The organism is Streptomyces sp. NPDC026092 (genome assembly GCF_040638605.1).
Lineage (GTDB): Bacteria > Actinomycetota > Actinomycetes > Streptomycetales > Streptomycetaceae > Streptomyces.
In genome coordinates, this window is the sequence record NZ_JBEZYN010000017.1 from 167,318 (window position 1) to 188,220 (window position 20,903).

The 20,903-nt window shown below is 72.2% G+C and carries 20 protein-coding genes; 14 read left to right on the forward strand and 6 right to left on the reverse strand.

The window, feature by feature from the left end:
* Positions 1 to 3: 3 nt before the first annotated feature.
* Positions 4 to 384, reverse strand: a complete 381-nt coding sequence (gene sdhC, locus AB0F56_RS26320; RefSeq protein WP_189948009.1) for a succinate dehydrogenase, cytochrome b556 subunit — start codon at positions 382 to 384, stop codon at positions 4 to 6.
* A gap of 183 nt (positions 385 to 567) precedes the next feature.
* Positions 568 to 1,155: a 2-oxo-4-hydroxy-4-carboxy-5-ureidoimidazoline decarboxylase gene (locus tag AB0F56_RS26325; protein WP_362013897.1), complete on the reverse strand. Its 588-nt coding sequence runs from the start codon at positions 1,153 to 1,155 to the stop codon at positions 568 to 570.
* Positions 1,156 to 1,445: 290 nt separating this feature from the next.
* On the opposite strand from AB0F56_RS26325, the gene AB0F56_RS26330 reads away from it, so the two are divergent.
* The 4 genes from AB0F56_RS26330 (at position 1,446) to AB0F56_RS26345 (ending at position 4,469) form a co-directional block, all read left to right on the forward strand.
* Positions 1,446 to 3,065, forward strand: coding sequence for a glycoside hydrolase family 20 protein (locus AB0F56_RS26330; protein WP_362013836.1), 1,620 nt, complete (start codon positions 1,446 to 1,448; stop codon positions 3,063 to 3,065).
* A gap of 70 nt (positions 3,066 to 3,135) precedes the next feature.
* Entirely contained in the window at positions 3,136 to 3,366 is a 231-nt protein-coding gene (locus tag AB0F56_RS26335) for an antitoxin (RefSeq protein ID WP_362013838.1), read from the forward strand.
* Positions 3,363 to 3,800: a type II toxin-antitoxin system VapC family toxin gene (locus AB0F56_RS26340; protein ID WP_362013840.1), complete on the forward strand. Its 438-nt coding sequence runs from the start codon at positions 3,363 to 3,365 to the stop codon at positions 3,798 to 3,800. The genes AB0F56_RS26335 and AB0F56_RS26340 overlap by 4 nt, the downstream gene beginning before the upstream one ends.
* A 120-nt stretch (positions 3,801 to 3,920) precedes the next feature.
* A complete protein-coding gene (locus tag AB0F56_RS26345) occupies positions 3,921 to 4,469 on the forward strand; it encodes a hypothetical protein (protein ID WP_362013842.1) in 549 nt (182 codons plus the stop codon).
* Between the two features lie 56 nt (positions 4,470 to 4,525).
* On the opposite strand, the gene AB0F56_RS26350 is transcribed toward AB0F56_RS26345, so the two are convergent.
* A complete protein-coding gene (locus AB0F56_RS26350; protein ID WP_362013843.1) occupies positions 4,526 to 5,260 on the reverse strand; it encodes a Clp protease N-terminal domain-containing protein in 735 nt (244 codons plus the stop codon).
* 382 nt (positions 5,261 to 5,642) lie between these two features.
* Between AB0F56_RS26350 and AB0F56_RS26355 the strand changes: the two genes are divergently transcribed.
* Both AB0F56_RS26355 and AB0F56_RS26360 read left to right on the forward strand, forming a co-directional pair.
* On the forward strand, positions 5,643 to 6,308 hold the full coding sequence (locus AB0F56_RS26355) for an RNA polymerase sigma factor (protein WP_362013898.1): 666 nt from the start codon (positions 5,643 to 5,645) through the stop codon (positions 6,306 to 6,308).
* A complete protein-coding gene (locus AB0F56_RS26360) occupies positions 6,308 to 7,378 on the forward strand; it encodes a hypothetical protein (RefSeq protein WP_362013845.1) in 1,071 nt (356 codons plus the stop codon). Before AB0F56_RS26355 ends, AB0F56_RS26360 begins: the two co-directional genes overlap by 1 nt.
* A 156-nt stretch (positions 7,379 to 7,534) precedes the next feature.
* Here AB0F56_RS26360 and AB0F56_RS26365 read toward each other — a convergent pair whose 3' ends face one another.
* Positions 7,535 to 8,404: a L,D-transpeptidase family protein gene (locus tag AB0F56_RS26365; protein WP_362013847.1), complete on the reverse strand. Its 870-nt coding sequence runs from the start codon at positions 8,402 to 8,404 to the stop codon at positions 7,535 to 7,537.
* Between the two features lie 159 nt (positions 8,405 to 8,563).
* Here AB0F56_RS26365 and AB0F56_RS26370 point away from each other — a divergent pair, with 159 nt between their 5' ends.
* From AB0F56_RS26370 to AB0F56_RS26380, 3 genes are all read left to right on the forward strand, one after another.
* On the forward strand, positions 8,564 to 10,144 hold the full coding sequence (locus AB0F56_RS26370; RefSeq protein ID WP_362013849.1) for a methylmalonyl-CoA mutase family protein: 1,581 nt from the start codon (positions 8,564 to 8,566) through the stop codon (positions 10,142 to 10,144).
* 126 nt (positions 10,145 to 10,270) lie between these two features.
* Positions 10,271 to 10,927 carry a leucine efflux protein LeuE gene (gene leuE / locus AB0F56_RS26375; RefSeq protein WP_361967576.1) on the forward strand — a complete coding sequence of 219 codons (657 nt, stop codon included), beginning with the start codon at positions 10,271 to 10,273 and terminating at the stop codon, positions 10,925 to 10,927.
* A gap of 37 nt (positions 10,928 to 10,964) precedes the next feature.
* Positions 10,965 to 11,789 carry a MerR family transcriptional regulator gene (locus AB0F56_RS26380; protein WP_362013851.1) on the forward strand — a complete coding sequence of 275 codons (825 nt, stop codon included), beginning with the start codon at positions 10,965 to 10,967 and terminating at the stop codon, positions 11,787 to 11,789.
* 46 nt (positions 11,790 to 11,835) lie between these two features.
* Here AB0F56_RS26380 and AB0F56_RS26385 read toward each other — a convergent pair whose 3' ends face one another.
* Both AB0F56_RS26385 and AB0F56_RS26390 read right to left on the reverse strand, forming a co-directional pair.
* Positions 11,836 to 13,164 carry an alpha-2,8-polysialyltransferase family protein gene (locus AB0F56_RS26385; RefSeq protein ID WP_362013853.1) on the reverse strand — a complete coding sequence of 443 codons (1,329 nt, stop codon included), beginning with the start codon at positions 13,162 to 13,164 and terminating at the stop codon, positions 11,836 to 11,838.
* The gene (locus AB0F56_RS26390; protein ID WP_362013855.1) at positions 13,161 to 14,159 is read right to left on the reverse strand and encodes a glycosyltransferase family 2 protein; all 999 of its coding nucleotides are present in this window, start codon (positions 14,157 to 14,159) and stop codon (positions 13,161 to 13,163) included. The genes AB0F56_RS26385 and AB0F56_RS26390 overlap by 4 nt, the downstream gene beginning before the upstream one ends.
* A gap of 187 nt (positions 14,160 to 14,346) precedes the next feature.
* On the opposite strand from AB0F56_RS26390, the gene AB0F56_RS26395 reads away from it, so the two are divergent.
* The 5 genes from AB0F56_RS26395 (at position 14,347) to AB0F56_RS26415 (ending at position 20,654) form a co-directional block, all read left to right on the forward strand.
* Positions 14,347 to 15,615 (forward strand): DUF6716 putative glycosyltransferase, encoded by a 1,269-nt coding sequence (locus AB0F56_RS26395; RefSeq protein WP_362013857.1) that lies wholly within the window; start codon positions 14,347 to 14,349, stop codon positions 15,613 to 15,615.
* Complete coding sequence (locus AB0F56_RS26400; protein WP_362013859.1) at positions 15,615 to 16,793, forward strand: acylneuraminate cytidylyltransferase; 1,179 nt, start codon at positions 15,615 to 15,617, stop codon at positions 16,791 to 16,793. The genes AB0F56_RS26395 and AB0F56_RS26400 overlap by 1 nt, the downstream gene beginning before the upstream one ends.
* A 14-nt stretch (positions 16,794 to 16,807) precedes the next feature.
* Positions 16,808 to 17,701, forward strand: a complete 894-nt coding sequence (locus AB0F56_RS26405) for an N-acetylneuraminate synthase family protein (protein ID WP_362013861.1) — start codon at positions 16,808 to 16,810, stop codon at positions 17,699 to 17,701.
* A gap of 416 nt (positions 17,702 to 18,117) precedes the next feature.
* Entirely contained in the window at positions 18,118 to 19,317 is a 1,200-nt protein-coding gene (locus AB0F56_RS26410) for a hypothetical protein (RefSeq protein ID WP_362013899.1), read from the forward strand.
* Between the two features lie 116 nt (positions 19,318 to 19,433).
* A complete protein-coding gene (locus AB0F56_RS26415) occupies positions 19,434 to 20,654 on the forward strand; it encodes an amidohydrolase (protein WP_362013863.1) in 1,221 nt (406 codons plus the stop codon).
* Positions 20,655 to 20,903 lie beyond the last annotated feature (249 nt).

Genomic DNA, 20,903 nt, shown 5'->3' on the forward strand with positions numbered 1-20,903 from the left:
GCGTCAGCTCCCGAACAGTTCACGTGCGGCGTGGCCGAGGACGGGGTAGATCGAACCCGCCATCAGCACGACCCAGATGCCCACGACGGTCCAGAGCATCTGCTTCTGGTAGCGCGGGCCCTTGGACCAGAAGTCCACGGCGATGACCCGAAGGCCGTTCAGCGCGTGGAAGAGGATGGCGGCGACCAGGCCGTACTCGAGGAGTGCGACGATCGGCGTCTTGTACGTGGCGACCACTTCGTCGTAGGCCTCGGGGGAGACGCGGACGAGAGCGGTGTCCAGCACGTGTACGAACAGGAAGAAGAAGATGAGGACGCCGGTGACTCGATGAGCCACCCAGGACCACATTCCTTCCCGGCCGCGGTACAGCGTTCCAGCCGGCACGGAAAAACCCTCCGGGAGCGGGGATCAGGGTCGGCCGGCTTCAGTGTCGGTCTGACCCGGCCGGGTACGGTCCACCGGCCCTGGTCATCGTAGCGACGACTTGTCGGTTCGCTCGCGCGGGGTCCATAGGTGTGATCAAAGAGGCACGGAAGGACTACGGACGGGCTATCACCTCGCCCCGAATCACCGCATTCCGGACGCCCGTCCGGCCGTCTGTGCGCGGTTCGCGGCCGTCTGTGCCCGGTTCGCGGGGTTCTGCCCGCGGTTCTCGGGCGTCTGGCCCCGGTTCGCGGTCGCGCCGAGGTGGTGGGCGAGTCGCGCGCGGGCGAGCCGGCGCAGTTCGTCGGCGGCGACCACCCGCTCCTCGTCCGGTTCGTTGGCGAGCCGGGAGCGGATGCCCGCGAGGACCTGGTCGAGGCGCTCACCGGGGCGTACGCCGTCCAGGCTGATCACGAAGGCGTGCCCGAAGCGGCTCTCGTACGCGGCGTGGGCGGCCCGCAGGGCGGTGTGCGCGGCGGGCGGGGCGTCGGGGTGGGGCGTGGCCGAGGACTCGGCGGCGAGCGCCCCGTCGCGGTCGGCGGCGGACAGGTCGTACCCGGCCTCGTCGGCGGCGGCGAGCAGCGCGTCGAGGGTCGGGTACGGCCGGTGCGCGGTCACCCGTTCGGCCCAGAGTCGGCTGTGGCAGCAGGTGAGCAGCAGCTCCTGCGCGGCGGAGGCCGGGAGGGCGTTGAAGCGCGCGAGGGGATCGTGATCGCCGTGCTGGGCGGGTATCGCGGGAGTGGCGGCGGGGGTCGCGGCGGAGCCCAGGTTCCGGTTCCGGGAAGGGGCGCGGGTGTCGCTGGTCAGCGTGGGCTCCGGGAAAGGTGGGGTGGGTGTGACTCAACGTTATCGACGGGGAGGGAGAACTGTCCGAAGGATGCGCGAATTTCACCCGGAAGGGAGAGTTTCGGAACGTGTGCGTGACGTTCCGGCACCGGTTTCTGGACGTGTACGGTCCTCGAACGGTTCCCGTACGTGCCTCGAATGGCCGCACCCCGCCCCCTGAGGGAGGATTCCGAGTGATGCGCTACGCCATACGAAGGCCCCACGCGGGCCCCACTCTCGTCGCGGCCGTGGTGGCACTGGCCACCGTGACGGCCTGCTCCAACGGCGCGTCCGAGGGCCCGGCGGGCCCCACCTCCGGCGCCGGTACACCGTCCCCCGTGACCACCTCGCCGACCAGCACGCCCCCGCCGAGCCCCACGCCCACCCGGACGTTCCCCCTCTCCAGCGCCCCGCTCACCGTCCCCGCCGTCCGCGACCACGAGGCGGCGCGCGGACCGGGCTGGCGCCCCACGCCCGAGGCCGGGGTCGTCGTCGCGGCGGGCAGCGAGGGCCTCGCCGACGAGGGCCGGCTGCTCGCGGGGGAGCTCAAGATCGCGTACCGGGGCGCCGTGGCGGCCCGCGCGGGCGACGTCGAGCTGGCCCTCGGCGGCTCGGGCGCCCCCGAGTCGTACACGCTCACCACCCGCGACGACCGGGTCAGGATCACCGGCCCCGACCAGGCGGGCGTCTTCTACGGGACCCGCACGCTCAAGCAGTCGGTGAACGGCTCCGGCGCCATGCCCGAGGGCACGGTCACCGACGCGCCCGCCAAGCCGCAGCGCGGGCTCAACCTCGACATCGCCCGCAAGTTCTTCACGGCGGAGTGGATCGAGGCCCGGCTGCGCGAGATGGCCGACCTCAAGCTCAACCAGTTCGGCCTGCACTTCTCCGACGACCAGGGCTTCCGCATCGAGTCGGACACCCACCCCGAGATCGTCTCGGCCCAGCACCTCACCAAGGCCGAGGTGCGCCGCATCCTCGCCCTCGCGCAGACCCTGCACATCACCGTCGTGCCCGAGATCGACTCGCCCGGACACCTCGGCGCGGTCCTGCGGGCCTACCCGGACCTGCGGCTGCTCAACGTCCAGGGCGTGCCGCGCCAGGGCGCCATCGACATCTCCAAGCCCGCGTCGGCGAAGCTCATCGACGAGCTGCTGCGCGAGTACGCCGGGCTCTTCCCCGGCGGCTGGTTCCACGTCGGCGCCGACGAGTACCAGGCGCTGACCGTCCGCGACCCGGCCGCCTCCTATCCGCAGCTGGCCACGGCGGCGCGCGAGAAGTACGGCCCGCAGGCCGGCGTCCAGGACCTCGCGGAGGGCTGGCTGAACGACCGCGCGGCGGTGGTGCGCGGTACGGGCAAGGTGGCGAAGGCCTGGAACGACGGGTTCTTCCGAGGCGGCGTCGTCACCGCCGACAAGCGCATCGAGGTCGAGTACTGGACCGGCAAGGAGATCGGGGCCCGGCCGCCGATCGAGTACCTCCAGGAGGGCCGGAAGGTCGTCAACCTGAACGACGAGTTCCTCTACTACGTCCTCGGGGAGCCGAACGAGTTCACGTACCCCACGGGCCGCCGGATCTACGAGCAGTGGACCCCGCTGGTCCTGCGCGGCACGACGCCCGTTCCGGCGCGGTACGGCCCCCAGATCCTCGGCGGCCGGTTCGCGGTCTGGTGCGACCTGTCCCAGGCGCAGACGGCGACGCAGGTGGCCGACGGGATTCGGATGCCGCTGACGGCGACGGCGCAGAAGCTGTGGGACGCCCGGACCCCGACGGCCAGTTGGGACCAGTTCCGGGCGCTCGCGGTGCGGGTCCGGTGAAGGGGGCCGGGCGCCGCGGTCCACTGAGCGAGTGCTAGCAGAATGCTTGCAATGCGGCTAAAGTTGTCGCATGGCTACCCTCTATGTGCGAGACCTGTCCGAGGAAGCGCTGGCCGAGCTGAAGACAAGGGCCGCCCGCCGCCGGCAGTCGCTGCAGGCTTACGCCCGGACGCTGCTGGAGCAGGAAGCCGCGGCGCCTTCGCTGGAGGACGTGATCGCCCGCGTCCAGAACCGGGCCACGGCGCGGCTCTCGACCCAGGACGTGCTCGATGACGTCGACCGGGCGAGGCGGCACCAGTGATCGTGGTCGACGCCGGTGCGCTCGTCATGCTGATCGCCGACGTCGGGCCGGTCGGTGCGGCGCTACGGGAACGCGTCACGGGGGAGCGCCTTCTCGCTCCCCATCTGGTGGACGTCGAGGTGATGTCCGCGCTCCTTGGCGGTCGTCGCGGCGGCAAGCTGACCGGCAGGGAGTTGGACGACGCCTGCGCCGCCTTCGCCGAGCTCCCGCTCCGCAGGTCGGAGCATCTCTTTCTGCTGCCGCGCGTGCGTGAGCTGAACGCCAACCTCAGCGCCTACGACGCCGTGTACGTGGCGCTCGCCGAGGGGTATGACGTGCCGTTGGTGACGAGCGACGGCCGGATCAAGGACGGCGCGAGGGCCACCCGGGCCAAGTGCCCGGTCGAGGTCTTCAACGAGAAGACCTGTGGTGCGAAGCCCCACGGTGAGCGGTAGCCCCGGTCTGACCTCTATGCAGCACCACGAGGCCACTGGCATGATTCCGGCCGCGTAGTGACGAAATCACGCCAGGTGGCGCAGTAAGAGGCAGTGCCGCGACCGCGACGGGAGGCCTCGATGAGCCTGCTGGAACTGATCGACCGGGCCGACGAGCGGAGTCTGGCGGCTGCCGGGCTCGCCTGTCTGGACCGCTGTCTGCCGCTGCTCGCCCCCGAAGGCGGGGACGTGCTGCGACCCGTCTGGGCCGCCGTGGCCCGGGGTGACGGCGATGCCTGGGGCGAGGCGGTCGCCAAGGCCCGGATCGAGCTGGACGGCACCGGTACGGCGGGCACGGCGGCCGGGCTCGTACGGGAGATGCTGGGCACAGCCCCCGCCGAGTGGGCCGAGGGCGCGCTGCGGGTCTGGGCCGCCGGATGTTCCGTCAGCGCGCTCGCTCTGCACGGCCGGTACGAGGCCGCCGAGGTCACGGACGAGCTGATCGAGCGGTGCCGCGCCGGGGACGCGACCGGGGCGGGGCCGCTCCTCGCGGGCGAGCTGCGCCGGCAGCAGTCGGTCCTGGAGTCCGTCTCCCACGGGCCGACCGGGCTGCGCCGGGCCCGCGAACTCTCCACGGAGGGCGGCCGGGTGCTCCGCGCGGTGGTCTCCCGCCGGGCCCGTACGGCCTGAGACGTACGCGTAGGGGGCGGGTGCCCGGTATGGCGCCCGCCCCCTACGCGTCCCCGCTACTCCGCCGGCTTCACCGCGAGCTGCTCGATCGTCGCCGCGATGTCCGCCTCCGCCCGCGCCTTGGTCAGGCCGAGGCCCGTCAGGACCCCCTCGCCGTCCTCGAACTCGAGCAGCGCGAGCAGGACGTGCTCCGTGCCGACGTAGTTGTGGCCGAGCCGGAGCGCCTCGCGGAAGGTCAGTTCGAGCACCTTCTTCGCCGCCGCGTCGTACGGGACGAGCGCGGGCACCTCCTCGGCCGCCGGCGGCAGCGTCGGGGTGACCGCCTCGCGCAGCGCCTCGGGCGTCACGCCCTGCGAGGCCATCCAGAGCACCGCGAGCCCCTCGGGCTCGGCGAGCAGGCCGAGGGCCACGTGCCCGGGGGCGATCTCGGCGTTCCGGGCGGCCGTCGCCTCGTTCTGGGAGGCCACGACGACGTTCCTGGCCCGGGGGGTGAAGCGGCTGAACCCGGCGTTCGGGTCCATCTTCTCCGTGTCGGGGTCCTTGGGGACGAAGCGCTTCTGGGCCGCCTGGCGGGTGACGCCCATGCTCTTGCCGATGTCGGTCCAGGAGGCACCGGAGCGCCGGGCCTGGTCGACGAAGTGTCCGATCAGATGGTCGGCCACGTCGCCGAGGTGGTCCGCCGCGATCACCGCGTTCGACAGCTGGTCGAGCGCGTCGGTGTTGCTCTTCTTGATCGCTTCGATGAGGTCGTCGAGCCGGACAGGGATGGTCATACCGACTGGGTTCGTCATGAGTGCAACCCTAGGTTGACACTCCCGGACTGTCAACCATCGGTTGACAGTCGGCGGGGCGTGCGGGGCCCGGAGCGGTGGTCGCCACGTGGCAAGGGGCCCTGAACCGGGCGGAAAAGGAGGACGACCGGGGCCGCCACCCCCCACAGGAGAGGCCCCGGTCGTCGTCCGCGGAGCCGCAGCACGGCCCCGTACTCCCTTCAGCGCCGTACAAGCGTTTTCTGTCACACCACCGCCGACGACCGCCGATGTCCCAAGTTGGTTGCAAGTTGCACAAAGAGCGGACGTACATGGACGCTGTGGCCGAGAAGCACGTAGCGTCTGCTGGGTGCCGACCGGTACGGCGGTGGTGACCAGCCGTGATGACGAACAAGGGTGGGGAGTGCTGGGGGAGGACGCGGAGCTGACAGCCGCGGTGCTCGCTGCGCAGGACGGGAACGAGGACGCCTTCCGTACTGTGTACCGCGCCGTGCACCCCCGGCTGCTGGGCTACCTGCGCTCGCTCGTCGGTGACGCCGACGCCGAGGACGTCGCCTCGGAGTCCTGGCTCCAGATAGCCCGCGACCTCGACCGCTTCAGCGGCGACGCCGACCGGTTCCGCGGCTGGGCCGCCAGGATCGCCCGCAACCGGGCACTCGACCACATCCGGATGCGCGGCCGACGCCCCGCGACCGGCGGCGACGAGACCGAACTCACCGACAAACCCGCCGAGTCCGACACCGCGGACGAGGCACTGGAAGCACTCGCCACCGGCGACACCATGCACCTGATAGCCCAACTTCCGCAGGACCAGGCCGAGGCCGTGGTCCTCCGCGTCGTGGTCGGCCTGGACGCCAAGAGCGCCGCCGACACCCTCGGGAAGCGCCCCGGGGCCGTACGGACCGCGGCCCACCGCGGCCTCAAAAGGCTCGCCGAACTCCTCGGTGCCGAGGGCGACGGCGGGGCCGCTCCCCTCGGGGGCGTACCGCCGCAGCGCGGTCGCGGGCCGGGGGTCCAGGCCCCCGGTGGTGTGACGCAATCGCGCGCGCGGACGCAGAAGGACATGTGATGGCCGACGAGCGGTACCAGTGGCTCGACCAGGAAGCCGCGGAGAGCCTGCTGCGCGGCGAACCGGTCGACGCCGTCGACGATCACACCCGTACCGAGGCAGACCGGCTGGCCAGGGCACTCGCGGAGGTCCGCCCGGCGCCCCTGGCCCACGCGGTGGACGTCGAACTCCCGGGTGAGGCTGACGCGCTGGCCGCCTTCCGCGCGGCCGCCGCCGCGCGGGGCCTGACCGTGCGTTCCGCCCCCCACGCCCCGCCCGCCCCGCAGGCCGTCGCCGAACTCGGCGCGGTACGGATCAGCCGGGCGCGGGCCGCCCGGCGCTGGGGCCGCTCGCTGCGGTACGGACTCGCGGCCGCGGTCGCCGCCGTGGCGGTCGGCGGGGTCGCCGTCGCCTCGGGCTCCGGCATGCTGCCGTTCACCACGGACGGCCCGACCCCGGCCGGCTCCGTGTCGGCGGCGGACACCCCGGGACCGGTCTCCTCGCACTCCCCGGACTCCTCGGAGTCGCCGGGGCCGCGCGTCGACATGGTCACGCCCTCGGTGCCCGGCACCGGCGACCACAGCCCGCCCGGCGCGTCCCCCTCGGCGCCGCTCAGCCCCACGCCCTCCGGTACGACCGGCTCCGGCGACGGCACGGGTACGCCCGAGGGTTCGGGCGGCAAGGGCGGCGCGGGCGGTACGGGCGACGGCACCCCGGAACCGGGGAAGACCACCGCCCCGGTGGACAAGGGCGGCGAATCGTCCGGCGCCAAGCTCACCAAGGCCTGCGAGGACTTCCGCGCGGGCCGCATCGACGAGACCGCCAAGCGCCGGCTCGCGCAGTCGGCACGCACCGGCGAGAGCCTGCGCCGCTTCTGCGACCGGGTCCTGGCCGACCCCGCCCGCTCGGACGGGAACGGCGAGGACTCGTGGGGCGACGGCAAGGGTGACTGGAGCGACAGCCGCACCAAGGACCGCGCCTCCGCTCCTGACGCGACTCCGGGGCGCGTTCTGGCCCAGAACCGGGCCGTCGACCCCGCCCCCACGCCTCTCAGGGACCTGCTCGGAGTCCCTTCGATGAACACGGTGTGACACTTTTCGGCCTGTCGGCGCAGTACAGAGTGAGCCGACTGGTCATCGGCCGCGCGTGAGCCGGGGTTCCCCCCGTACCTTCGGCTCCGCGCACCGGCGCGGGTGGGACACGTTCCCCCGGTCCCACCCGCGCCCCTTACTGCCCGTACCTGGTGCCTACCAGTGCACGACGACCTTGTCGCCGACCTTCACCTGGTCGAAGAGGGTGGAGAGCTTCGCCCGGTCCCGGACGTTGACGCAGCCGTGCGAGGCCCCGTTGTAGCCGCGGGCCGCGAAGTCCGCCGAGTAGTGCACGGCCTGGCCGCGGCTGAAGTACATCGAGAGCGGCATCGGCGTCTTGTACAGCTTCGACCAGTCGTTACGGACCTTGCGGTCGACCTGGAAGATGCCCTCGCGGGTCGGGGTGTTCTCCGAACCGAAGCGGACGTCCATCGACGAGACGACCTTGCCGTCGATCATCCACGCCAGCGTGCGGGTCTCCTTGCTGATGCACAGCACCCGGCCGGTCATGCAGCGCGGGTCCGGCGTGTCCAGGGTGTTGGTGGTGGCCGGCTTCAGCTCCGCGGCCGTCGGCTTGCGGGTCATCGCCGTCAGCTTCTGCCAGGTGACCTCGTCCACCGAGCCGGTCTCCGGCAGCTCCCGCTTCTTCTGGAAGGCCTTGACGGCCTTGCCCGTGATCGAGCCGTAGAAGCCGGTGGGCGCCCGGTCGAAGTAGCCGATCTGCCGCAGCCGCGCCTGCAGCTCGCGCACCTTCTCGGTCTCGTCCCCGTCCTTCATCAGGACCTTGCCGGCCGGCTGCGGGGTGGTGGCGGAGGCGCTGGGCGTCGCGGAGGACGGCTTGTCGTCCGTCGTCGGCGTACCGCTCGGGGGCGTGGACGGCGTTTCCGTGGCCGGGGCGGAGGCGGACGTCGACGGCTTCCCCCCGGTCGACGGCGAGGAACCGGAGCCACCCGAGCCGCCGGCCGCCTGGGCCGTACAGCCCGTGGCGATCGCCACGGCGACCGTGGCCATGAGTGCCCTGCCCATGACTGTTCTGCGTATGACGGAAGAACGGCGCATCTGTAGCCCCCCGGGGAATCAGCTTGTGTACCTCTTTGATGCTTCCCGCGCGCCCTTGGTTGCGCACCGGGCGGCAGCCCGGACCATGCTGTGACACAAGCGAGATCTCAACGAGAGGCGCGACGCATGGTGCGCGAGTCGGAGTCGGGACTGCCCATCGAGCCGGTCTACGGACCGGAGGCCCTGGCCGGGTGGGAGCCCGCCGAGAGACTGGGCGAGCCGGGCGCGTACCCGTTCACGCGCGGGGTGTACCCGAGCATGTACACCGGCCGGCCCTGGACGATGCGGCAGTACGCGGGTTTCGGCACCGCCGTCGAGTCCAACGCCCGCTACCGGCAGCTCATCGCGAACGGCACGACGGGCCTCTCCGTCGCCTTCGACCTGCCGACCCAGATGGGGCACGACTCGGACGCCCCGATCGCGCACGGCGAGGTCGGCAAGGTCGGAGTCGCCATCGACTCGATCGACGACATGCGGGTGCTGTTCGACGGGATCCCGCTCGGCGAGGTCTCCACCTCGATGACCATCAACGCGCCCGCCGCCCTCCTCCTGCTGCTCTACCAGCTCGTGGGGGAGGAACAGGGCGTCCCGGCCGAGCGGCTGACGGGCACGATCCAGAACGACGTGCTCAAGGAGTACATCGCGCGCGGCACGTACATCTTCCCGCCCAAGCCCTCCCTGCGGCTGATCGCGGACATCTTCAAGTACTGCGGCGCGGAGATCCCGAAGTGGAACACCATCTCGATCTCCGGCTACCACATGGCCGAGGCCGGTGCCTCGCCCGCGCAGGAGATCGCGTTCACCCTCGCCGACGGCATCGAGTACGTCCGTACCGCCGTCGCCGCCGGCATGGACGTGGACGACTTCGCGCCACGCCTCTCGTTCTTCTTCGTGGCCCGGACGACGATCCTGGAGGAGGTCGCCAAGTTCCGGGCGGCCCGCCGGATCTGGGCGCGGGTCATGCGGGAGGAGTTCGGCGCGCGGAACCCCAAGTCGCTGATGCTCCGCTTCCACACCCAGACCGCCGGGGTGCAGCTCACCGCGCAGCAGCCCGAGGTCAACCTCGTCCGGGTGGCCGTCCAGGGCCTCGCGGCCGTCCTCGGCGGTACGCAGTCGCTGCACACCAACTCCTTCGACGAGGCCATCGCCCTGCCGACGGACAAGTCCGCCCGCCTCGCGCTGCGCACGCAGCAGGTGCTCGCGTACGAGACGGACGTGACCGCCACCGTCGACCCGTTCGCCGGCTCGTACGTCGTGGAGAGCATGACGGACGACGTCGAGGCCGCCGCGCTCGAGCTGATGCGGAAGGTCGAGGATCTCGGCGGCGCGGTCGAGGCGATCGAACGCGGCTTCCAGAAGGGCGAGATCGAGCGCTCCGCGTACCGGATCGCGCAGCAGACCGACAGCGGCGAGCGGGTCGTCGTCGGCGTCAACCGCTACACGATCGACGTCGAGGAACCGTACGAGCCGCTGCGCGTCGACCCGGCGATCGAGGCCCAGCAGGCGGAGCGGTTGGCACGGCTGCGCGCCGAGCGCGACGGGACGGCGGTGGCCGCGGCCCTCGCCGAGCTCCAGCGGGCGGCGCGGGGCACGGAGAACGTCCTGTACCCGATGAAGGACGCGCTCAGGGCGCGGGCGACGGTCGGCGAGGTCTGCGACGCGCTGCGGGAGGTCTGGGGCACGTACGTCCCCACGGACGCGTTCTGACGGGGGGTTCCGACGGGCGGGTGCGGACCCGGGTACCCACGGGCGCGTACCGACCCGCGCGTTCTGATCTTCCGCGATGCGAAACGTGGGAGCGGGTTGTCGTACCCCCGTGCGACACTCCGTTTCATGCTGGGTGTCACCGATCTTCCGACCTATCTCGTGGGCCTCGTCCTCATCATCCTGCTGCCGGGGCCGAACTCGCTGTACGTGCTGTCCGTCGCCGCCCGCAAGGGCACGCGGACCGGGTACAAGGCCGCCGCCGGCGTCTTCACCGGCGACGCGATCCTGATGACGCTGGCCGCGCTCGGCGCCGCCTCGCTGCTCCAGACCACGCCCCTGCTCTTCATGATCGTGAAGTACGCGGGCGCGGGCTATCTGGCGTGGATGGCGTACGGGATGATGCGCTCGGCCTGGTCGATGTGGCGCGGCCGGAACGAGGTGCTCGACGAGGAGAGCGGACAGGCCCCGGCCGCCGCGGGGGAGAACCCCTACCGCAGGGCGCTGATCATCAGCCTCTTCAACCCGAAGGCGATCCTCTTCCTGATCTCCTTCTTCGTGCAGTTCGTGGACCCCGGATACGCCTACCCGGCGCTCTCCTTCCTGGTGCTCGGCACCCTGATGGAGGTCGGCAGCTTCCTCTACCTCACGATGCTGATATTCGGCGGCACGCGGCTCGCCGCCGCCTTCCGCCGCCGCAAGCGCCTCTCGGCGGGCGCGACCACCGCCGCGGGCGCCCTCTTCCTCGGCTTCGCCGCGAAGCTCTCGCTCAGCAGCGCCGCTTGACCCTGACACCGTGTGAGGCCGTGTCGTAGGAGTCGTCATGTTCACCATCGGAGACTTCGCCCGGCACGGGCGGGTGTCGGTCCGCATGCTGCGCCACTACGACGCCATCGGACTGCTGCGCCCGGCCCATGTCGACCCGCACAGCGGCTACCGCCACTACGAGGCGGACCAGCTCGCCCGGCTCAACCGTGTCATCGCGCTCAAGGAGCTCGGCTTCACCCTCGAACAGGTGGGGACGATCCTCGACGAGCACGTCGGCGCGGAGGAGCTGCGCGGCATGCTGCGGCTGCGCCAGGCCGAGCTGGAGACGGCCCTGGCGGAGGCGGCGGGACGGCTCGCCCAGGTCGGCGCGCGGCTCCGAGCCATCGAGAGCGAGGGGCACATGCCCACGCAGGACGTCGTGATCAAGAGGATTCCCCCGGTGCGGCTCGGCGAGCTGAGCGGAGTGGCCGCCGGCTTCGGCCCCGGCGAGATCGGCCCGGTCATCCAGCCGCTGTACGAGGAGCTGTGCGCGCGCCTGGTGGCGGCGGGGGTCACCGGGTTCGGCCCGGGGATCGCGTACTACGAGGACGCGGGCCGCGGCGACGGCTCGATCGTCGTCCACGCGGGGATGACGCTCCCCGCCGGCACGGAGGCGGTGGCCGGCGTCGACGTCGTCGACCTGCCCGGCCTGGACGAGGCGGCCACGGTCGTGCACCGCGGTTCGATGGAGGACATCCTTCCGACCGTCCAGACCCTGGCCACCTGGATCGGCGCCCACGGCTACCGCTCGACGGGCTACTCCCGCGAGCTCTACCTGGAGTACGCGGAGGACCGCGCGAAGTGGGTGACGGAACTCCAGGAACCGGTCACGCGCGCGTGAACTCCACGGCCCCGGCGGGCAGGACGCCCGCCGGGGGCGGGCTCGGCTAGCGCCTCAGCATGCGCCGCAGTTTCAGGGCGCGGCGGGCCAGGCGGCGGACCTTCGGGTGGCGGGGGACCGGGATGCCGCCGGGGAGGCCGAGGACGGTGAGGCGGCGGAGCTTGAAGTAGTGGCGGGTCCGCTCGGCGAGGGGGCCCGAGAGGTGGCGGACCGCCGCCTCGCGCAGGTCCGGGCGGATCTTGGGCTGCATCGCGAAGCCGACCGCCGCGACCAGGCCCGCGAGGGCCTCCGCGTCCCAGGTCGCGTCCGGGGACGCGGCCTGCGCGCCGTCCGCCTCCAGGTCAGGGACGAGCGCGTCGACGAGGGTCGCCGGGACGCGGTTGCTGTTCTGGTACGGGGTCAGCCGCTCCAGGAGCATCCGGGTGCCGACCCGGGCCACCGGGATCCCGTAGAAGGCGTGCGCCGTCATCAGGGCCGTCGAGAAGCAGCCCACCACAAGGGCGGGGCGCTGTTCCCGGTACACCACCTCGGCGAGCACCGGCCGGTCCAGGACGGTCAGTTCGGCGCCGAGCGCCTCCGCCTCCTGGGCGAGCCGCCGGGTCCACGCGTCCGGCGCCGTGGGGTGCGGCTTGAAGACGAGCCGCCGGTGCCCGCGCGCGACCGCGCCCTTGACCATCCGTACGTGCAGCTCCTCCTCCTCGGCCGGGCTCAGCAGCGAGAGCGCCGCCAGGTACTGGCCGAGCAGCAGCGCCGGGCCGTCCTCGCCGGCGTCCGAGGAGGCGGCCGAACCCGCGAGCTCCGCCACCACCTTGGTGAACGCCTCCGCCGGCACCACCTCCGCCTCGGGACCGAACTCGCCGAGCAGCAGCGGCGCGAGCCCCGGCACCAGGTCGAGGTGGAGCAGCCGCCTGACCCGCTCGCCGACCAGCGGGTCGATCTTGTTACGGGTGGGGCCGTAGCTCATCAGGCCGTCGGCGTACACGTCGAGGGCGGCCTCGGGGAACAGCCGCGCGATCGTCAGCGCGGGCGCCACCTGCACGGACTCCAGGGCGATCTCGATCCGGTCGTCGCCGAGGTCCCAGATCTTCCGCAGATGGCGTTCGAGCAGCGGTACGTCGTCGTTCCGCGGCGACCAGCCCGCCGGGTGGAGCGGCTCGATGGCCTCGTTCCAGGACAGGACGGAGTCGAAGCGGCCGCGCAGCTTCTCGAAGCCGGGCATCTCGTCGAGGGCGGGCGTGGTCTCCGGTACCGCCGCGTTGTTGCCGACGAGCAGCAGCCGCCGGTCGGCCGGGCCGAAGCAGCCGCTGTCCAGGGCGGCGGCCAGCGTCGTCGCGCCGTACAGCGTGGAGGCGTAGAAGATCTGAGTGGTCCTCACGCGGCGACCCCCGAGCCCGCGGTCCGGGCGACGGAGCCCGCGCGGCGCCGGCGCAGCTTGCGCAGCACGCCCGCCCGCTCCTCGTCCATCGAGGACAGCGCCTCGCCGAGTACGTCCTGGGGCATGCGCTTCAGCGCCGCCGCACTCATCGAGCGCAATTTCTTCGCCACCGCCGGTTCGAATCGTTCAATGGAGGAGACGTGGTGCGAAATGAGGGCGCAATACGTACGGACGGCTTTCGGGAGAAGCCGCTCCGCGTCCACGTCGTTCACCGTTTCCTCGATCACCTGATCGAAGGCCCGGATGAAATCGAGTTGGCGGATATCGCCGATTTGGGTCAGAGAAGTGGAGACGCCTCGGCGGTAGAAGATCCCGAGCGTGCTCACCGCCGCGAAGGACTCCGCCTCCCGGTGCAGCTTCCAGATCCACGGCCGGTCCTCCGCCGTCCGCAGACCGGGGGTGAAGTGGAGCAGGCCGCGGTCGAGCAGCCGCCGGTGGTACATCCCCGCCCAGGCGTACGGGTAGTCGACGGAGGTCGTCCGGTGGGCCGGCAGGATCGCGTCGCGGGGACGGAGCACCTCGTTCCGGAGCCCGATCGGAGCGCGCTTCACCGACCGGACCCGGCCCGTGTTCACCACGTGGTCGGTACGGAGGAAGTCGCAGCCGAGCCCGTCCATGGCCGTCACCAGGCGGGCCAGGTGGCCGGGGGCCAGCCAGTCGTCGCCGTCGAGGAAGGCGAGGTACTCGCCCCGGGCGGAGTCGAGACCGGTGTTGCGCGCCGTGGCAAGACCCTGGTTCTCCTCGTGTCGGAGCAGGACGGCCCCCGGGATCTCGCGCGCGGCCCGTTCGAGGATCTCCGGCGTTCCGTCCGTCGAGCAGTCGTCGACGAGCAGGAATTCGAAGTCCTCGCGGGCATTCGCGCGCAGGCTTGTCAGGGTGTCGGGGGCGTATGTCTGCACGTTGTAGAACGGCACGACGACGGAGAGCTTGACCACCCGGCCGACGCTAGGCGCCGGTCCGGCCTTCGTTCTGGCCGACAGAGGGATGTTCGGTGAACACGAAGAGGCGGGAGCCTTAACCGCCCCCGATCCTGTCCGTTTTCAACGTGCGGGAAGGCTCTGTTCACCGTTTGTTGTGGCTCAGTTGGGCCAGCGAACGAAATGCCTATCTAGCGTCCTCGACGTGCCAGCAAGTACCCATGATCGAGTACGCATTGCCGTACTCGCCGACTCCGACACCCGGTGGAAATGGGGCGCGCTCACCGCGCGTCGTATAGCGGCTTCCGAGCCCACCGGATTCGTTCTTCGCGGTCGGGCCACTCCCACCGCGCGCCAGCTCGCCGAGACCGGGGTGTCCGACACGCCCCCGCGCGAGGTGACGGGCGCGGAGTTCCTTCGTGAGGTACGGGACGGAGGGTACGACCTCGTCGTCCTCGCCCTCGTCGGCGGCACGGTCCGCGCGGTCCTCCAGGGGATCGCCGACCTCGGCCTGGAACGCCGTCCGGTGATCGTCACCGGCTATGTGGGTGTCGTCTACGAGAAGCTCGCCGACGGTCTCCTGCTGCGCCACGGCGCCGACGTCGTCCTCGCCAACTCCCGCCACGACGCGGAGCGTTTCCGCGCCGTGTACGAAGGAGTGGGCGCCGACGCCTCCTCCGTGGTGGAGGCCGCGCTGCCGTTCCTCGGCGGCGCGCCCTACGCCCCCGAGGCCGGCCGGGACACCCTCGTCTTCGCCGCCCAGCCGTCCGTGCCGGTGACCCGCGCCGACCGCGCGTACCTGCTCGGGCGGCTCGTCGACCACGCACGGAAGCACCCGGGCCGTGAGGTGCTGCTGAAGCTCCGCTCCAAGCCGGGCGAGCACACCACGCACCTGGAGGAGCTGCCGTACCAGAAGCTGGTGCGCGACCTGGACGTCCCGCCCAACTTCCGCCTGGTGTACGGGCACATGGGCGAGGTCCTGGACCGCACCGACCTGCTGGTCACGGTCTCCTCGACGGCCGCGCTGGAAGCGCTGCACCGGCGGATCCCCACGGCGATCCTCAGCGACATGGGCGTGCGCGAGGTCCTCGGCAACCACCACTTCATCGGCTCGGGGCTGCTGACCTCCTTCGACCGGCTCGACGCGGACATCCGCCCGAAGGCCGACGAGGAGTGGCTCTCCCGCCAGGGCGTGGCCGCCGACGGCGGGTACGACAAGGCCTTCGACGCGGCCCGCGAGCGGGTCGCCGAGCTGCTCGCGGGACCCGCGCTGCCCCCGATCGACCCCTACTACACAGCGGAGACGGCCCCCGGCTACCTGCCCGGGATCCTCGCCCGCCACCGCCTGGACGTGACCGCGACGCCGACCCGCGACAGCGGGCTGCGCCGGATCGTCCGGGAGGCGGCGCGGGGCGCGTACCGCCACGGCGTCCAGCGCGTGGCGCCCGTCATCCGCCGGCTTGGAGAACTCTGATGACCACGACCGTGCTTGCCGTCATCCCGGCGCGGGGCGGTTCCAAGGGCGTCCCCGCCAAGAACCTCACCCCGGTCGCGGGCGTCCCGCTCGTCTCCCGCGCCGTCCGGGCCTGCCTGGACGCCCGCCTGGTCACCGACGTCGTCGTCTCCACGGACGACGCGGCGATCGCCTCCGCGGCCCGCGCGGCCGGAGCCGAGGCGATCCACCGCCCGGCGGCGATCGCGGGCGACACCGCGACCAGCGAGTCGGCCGTCCTGCACGCCATGGACGCCTTCGAGGCGACCAGCGGCCGCCGCGTGGACGTGGTCCTCCTCGTCCAGTGCACGAGCCCCTTCATCACGGCGGAGGAGGTCAACGGCACCGTCGAGAAGATCACCGAGGGCGCCGACACGGCCTTCACGGCCGCCCCGAGCCACGGCTTCCTGTGGCGGGAGACCCCCCAGGGCACCACGGGCGTCAACCACGACAAGTCCTTCCGCCCCCGCCGGCAGGACCGCGAGCCCGAGTACCTGGAGACCGGCGCCGTCTACGCGATGGCCGCCGAGGGCTTCCGTACCCACAACCACCGCTTCTTCGGCCGCACGGAGCTCGTCGTCACCGACCCCCTGCGGGTCCTGGAGATCGACGACCCGCACGACCTCGCCCGCGCCCGCGCCCTCGCGCCGCTGCTCGACACCCCGGTCGTCCCCGGCTTCGAGGACATCGACGCCGTGGTCCTCGACTTCGACGGCACGCAGACCGACGACCGCGTCCACCTCGACTCCGAGGGCCACGAGTTCGTCTCCGCGCACCGCGGCGACGGCCTCGGCATCGCGGCGCTGCGCCGGGCGGGCATGCCGGTCCTGATCCTCTCGACCGAGCAGAACGCGGTGGTCGCGGCCCGCGCCCGCAAGCTCCAGATCCCCGTCCTGCACGGCATCGACCGCAAGGACCTCGCCCTCAAGCAGTGGTGCGAGGAACAGGGCATCGACCCGCAGCGCGTCCTCTACGCCGGCAACGACGTCAACGACCTCCCGTGCTTCCACCTCGTCGGCTGGCCCGTCGCGGTGGCGAGCGCGCACGACTCCGTACGGGCCGCCGCCCGTGCGGTGACCCTCACCCCCGGTGGCTCAGGAGCCGTCCGCGAGATCGCGGCCTGGCTCCTCGGGCCCGAGCTCCTCTCCCCCAACCGCTAAGGAACACCAGAACCATGACCTCTCGCCTCCGCACCTTCGGCAGCAAGACCGCGGGCCCCGGCCACCCCGTCTACGTGACCGGTGAGATCGGCATCAACCACAACGGTGACCTGGAGAACGCGCTCGCCCTCATCGACGTGGCCGCCGAGGCCGGCTGCGACGCCGTGAAGTTCCAGAAGCGCACGCCGGAGATCTGCACCCCGCGCGACCAGTGGGACATCGAGCGGGACACCCCCTGGGGCCGGATGACCTACATCGACTACCGCCACCGCGTGGAGTTCGGCGAGGACGAGTACCGCGCCATCGACGAGCACTGCAAGAAGCGCGGCATCGACTGGTTCGCCTCCCCGTGGGACACCGAGGCCGTCGCCTTCCTGGAGAAGTTCGACGTCCCGGCCCACAAGGTCGCCTCCGCCTCCCTCACGGACGACGAGCTGCTGCGCGCCCTGCGCGAGACCGGCCGCACGGTCATCCTCTCCACCGGCATGTCGACGCCGAAGCAGATCCGCCACGCGGTCGAGGTCCTCGGCTCGGACAACATCCTGCTCTGCCACGCGACGTCCACGTACCCGGCGAAGGCCGAGGAGCTCAACCTCCGCGTGATCAACACGCTGAAGGAGGAGTACCCGAACGTCCCGATCGGCTACTCCGGCCACGAGACCGGCCTGCAGACCACGCTGGCCGCCGTCGCCCTCGGCGCCACGTTCGTCGAGCGTCACATCACCCTCGACCGCGCCATGTGGGGTTCCGACCAGGCCGCGTCCGTCGAGCCGCAGGGCCTGCAGCGCCTGGTCCGCGACATCCGCACGATCGAGACCGCGCTCGGTGACGGCGTCAAGAAGGTCTACGAGTCGGAGCTCGGCCCGATGAAGAAGCTCCGCCGGGTCCAGGGGTCTGTCGCCGCATGACCGGCCGGCTGGCGTTCGTCGAGAGCCCTGTCCAGCTCCTGAACGTCCTGGAGTGGGCGCACGCCCAGTCCCTCACCGTCGGGGGCACACCCGCCCCCGACGGCCGGGGGGCCGCGATACACGCGACCGAGCCGCCCGAGGCCTCGACGGCCCCCGCCGCCGACGCGCGCACCGCCCGCGCCGGCGAGCAGCCCGGCCTCGCGGCCGAGGGCGGGCGGGTCACGGCCCCGGACGGCACCGTCGAGCGGCCGGCCGAGGCCACGCGGGGCACCGGCCCCGACGGCACCGCCGAGCGGTCGGCCGACCGCGCACGGGCCGACGGCCAGGCGGCCACCGGCTCCGCCGGGCCGCTCGTCGGCGCGGCCGCCGACCGCGCGCAGGGCTCCACTCCCGCCAGCCCCCACGGCCCGCAGGGCCTGCAGGACCCGCACGGCCACGCATCCCCGGTCGTCGGCGTCAGCCGGACGACCGCCGGGCCCGCCGACGACGGCGAGGCAGCGCCCGTCGGAGGCACGGCCGAGGGAAGGGACCACCGCGACGACGGCGAGGCAGCACGCGCCCACGGCACGGCCGACGGCACCGACCCCCGCGGCGACGGCACCGCCGTCACCGCGGCCGTCACGCCCGCCCGGTCCGACTTCACGCTCGTCGTGCTCTCGCCGACCGACCCGATGTCGCGCGGCCAGCTGCGCCGGATGGCGCAGCTGGCCCGCGACGACGGGTTCACCGTCCGCTGGCAGGAGGCCCGCGGCGGGCGTGGCTCGCTCGCGCGGACCCTGCGGGAGCTCGCTCCGCTGCTGCGGTCCGCGGAGCGGATCATCGTCGGGGACCCGTTCTCCCGTTACGTCCAGCTGCTCCTGACGCTCTTCGCGCCCAAGCACCTCACCGTCGTCGACGACGGCACCGCCACCATGGAGTACGCCGCCCAACTGGCCCGGGGCGAGCGCCTCGTGCGCTGGCACCGGCGCGGTGGCAGCCGGGGGCCGCGCGAACTCGTGCTCGCCCCGGTCACCGCGGCCGCCCGCCGCAAGCTGGCCCCCAACGCGCGCCGTACGGTCGAGATCTTCACCTCGCTCCCGGTCGAGCCGCCGCCCGGGACCACCGTCACCCAGAACACCTTCGCCTGGACCCGGTCCCGCTTCGGCCCGCCCCGCATCACCAAGGGCGCCGACCTGGTCGGCACCTCGCTGGTCGAGACGGGCGTGGTCGACGCCGACCAGTACGCGCTCGCCGTCGCCGAGTTGGCCCGCACCCACGGCGCGACCCGCTACTTCGCGCACCGCAGGGAGTCCACCGAGAAGCTGCACCGGATCGCGGTGGAGACCGGTCTGGAGATCGTCCGGCCCGACCTGCCGCTCGAGCTGATCGCCCGGCGCGGCCCGATCGGCCGTACCGTCGTCAGCTTCCCCTCGACGGTCGTGCACACCCTGCCGCTCGCCCTGGTCGGCACCGGGGTCAAGGTCGCCGTCTGCGAGATCGCGCCCGAGTGGCTCAAGGAGAACGCCTCCCCGCGAGCCCAGGGCTTCCTCGCCGGGGTCACGGGCACGGCCGCGCACGAGGTGGACCGGCTGACCGCCCAGGCGACCCAGCCCTCACAACGGCTCGAATTCGGGTGAGCTTACCCAGAAGGGATGGCAGTCAAGCCTGCCGAACCGAGATTCTTTCCCCTATCGGGCTGAACTTTTCGTGATCAACGGGCAGTTGATCTCTGAAGGGGCCTACCCTTCAAAAGGTGAACCAGTTGAAGTCCCGTGAGCCCGGCTCCGTCGCTCTGCCCGGAACGCTGTCCCCCTCGCTGCGCGGCGAACTGATCGCCTTCCGCCGCGACTTGCACATGCACCCCGAGCTCGGCAACCAGGAGTTCCGTACGACCGCGGCGCTGAAGGCGCGCCTGGAGGCCGCCGGACTGGCGCCGAAGGTCCTCGCGACGGGCACGGGACTCGTCTGTGACATCGGCACCTGGGACCGGGTCCGTCCCATGCTGGCGATCCGCGCCGACATCGACGCGCTGCCCATCCCGGACGTGAAGACCGTCGCGTACCGCTCCACCGTGCCCAACCGGGCCCACGCATGTGGACACGACGTCCACACCACCACCGTCCTGGGCGCCGGTCTGGTCCTCGCCGAGCTCGACCGGCAGGGGCTGCTCCCCAACGCCGTACGGCTGATCTTCCAGCCCGCCGAGGAAGTGCTGCCCGGCGGCGCCGCCGACGCCATCGAGTCCGGGGTCCTGGACGGGGTCGGCCGGATCATCGCCGTGCACTGCGACCCGAAGGTGGACGCGGGCCGGATCGGGCTGCGCCCCGGCCCCATCACCTCCGCCTGCGACCGGCTCGAGGTCACCCTCGACGGCCCCGGCGGCCACACGGCCCGCCCGCACCTCACCACCGACCTGGTCACCGCCGCCGCCCGGATTGCCACCGACGTCCCGGCGCTGCTCGCCCGCCGCGTCGACGCCCGCTCCGGCCTCGCGGTCACCTGGGGCCGGATCGAGGCCGGCCACGCCTGCAACGTCATCCCGCAGCACGCCGAGCTCTCCGGCACCGTCCGCTGCCTCGACCTGCCCGGCTGGCGCGAAGCCCCGGACCTGGTGCACGCGGCGATCGACGAGATCGCCACCCTGCACCGCGCCAAGTCGACCATCAACTACGTGCGCGGAGTCCCGCCGGTCGTCAACGACCCGGTCGTCACCGAGCTGCTCCGGGACGCGATGACCGCCCGGCGCGGCTTGTACGCGATCGAGGACACCGAGCAGAGCCTCGGCGGCGAGGACTTCTCCTGGTACCTGGAGCACGTCCCGGGCGCCATGGCCCGACTCGGCGTCCGCGCCCCGGGGGACACGACACGCCGGGATCTGCACGCGGGTGACTTCGACGTGGACGAGGAGGCGATCGAGGTCGGCGTCGAGCTCTTCACCGCCGCCGCCCTGATCGACGCGGCGCCGAAGCGCTGACCTCCGGGCCCGCCGGGCCGCACCCGGACGGCCGAAACGCCGTTCATCCATTCGGCCCAACGGCCCGCGCGTCGGCGCGCGGGCCGGGTCCGGACCCCGTCACGGGGTGTATAACCGGCGGTGCCGGGACGGTCGCCCCAGGTGGCCTTCTTAACGGTCTCCCTGGCCGGTTCGCGACGATCCGATAACGACTCATGAACGGGTCTTTAACTGACATCTACGCGCGTTACGATCCACGCGAAACCAGCG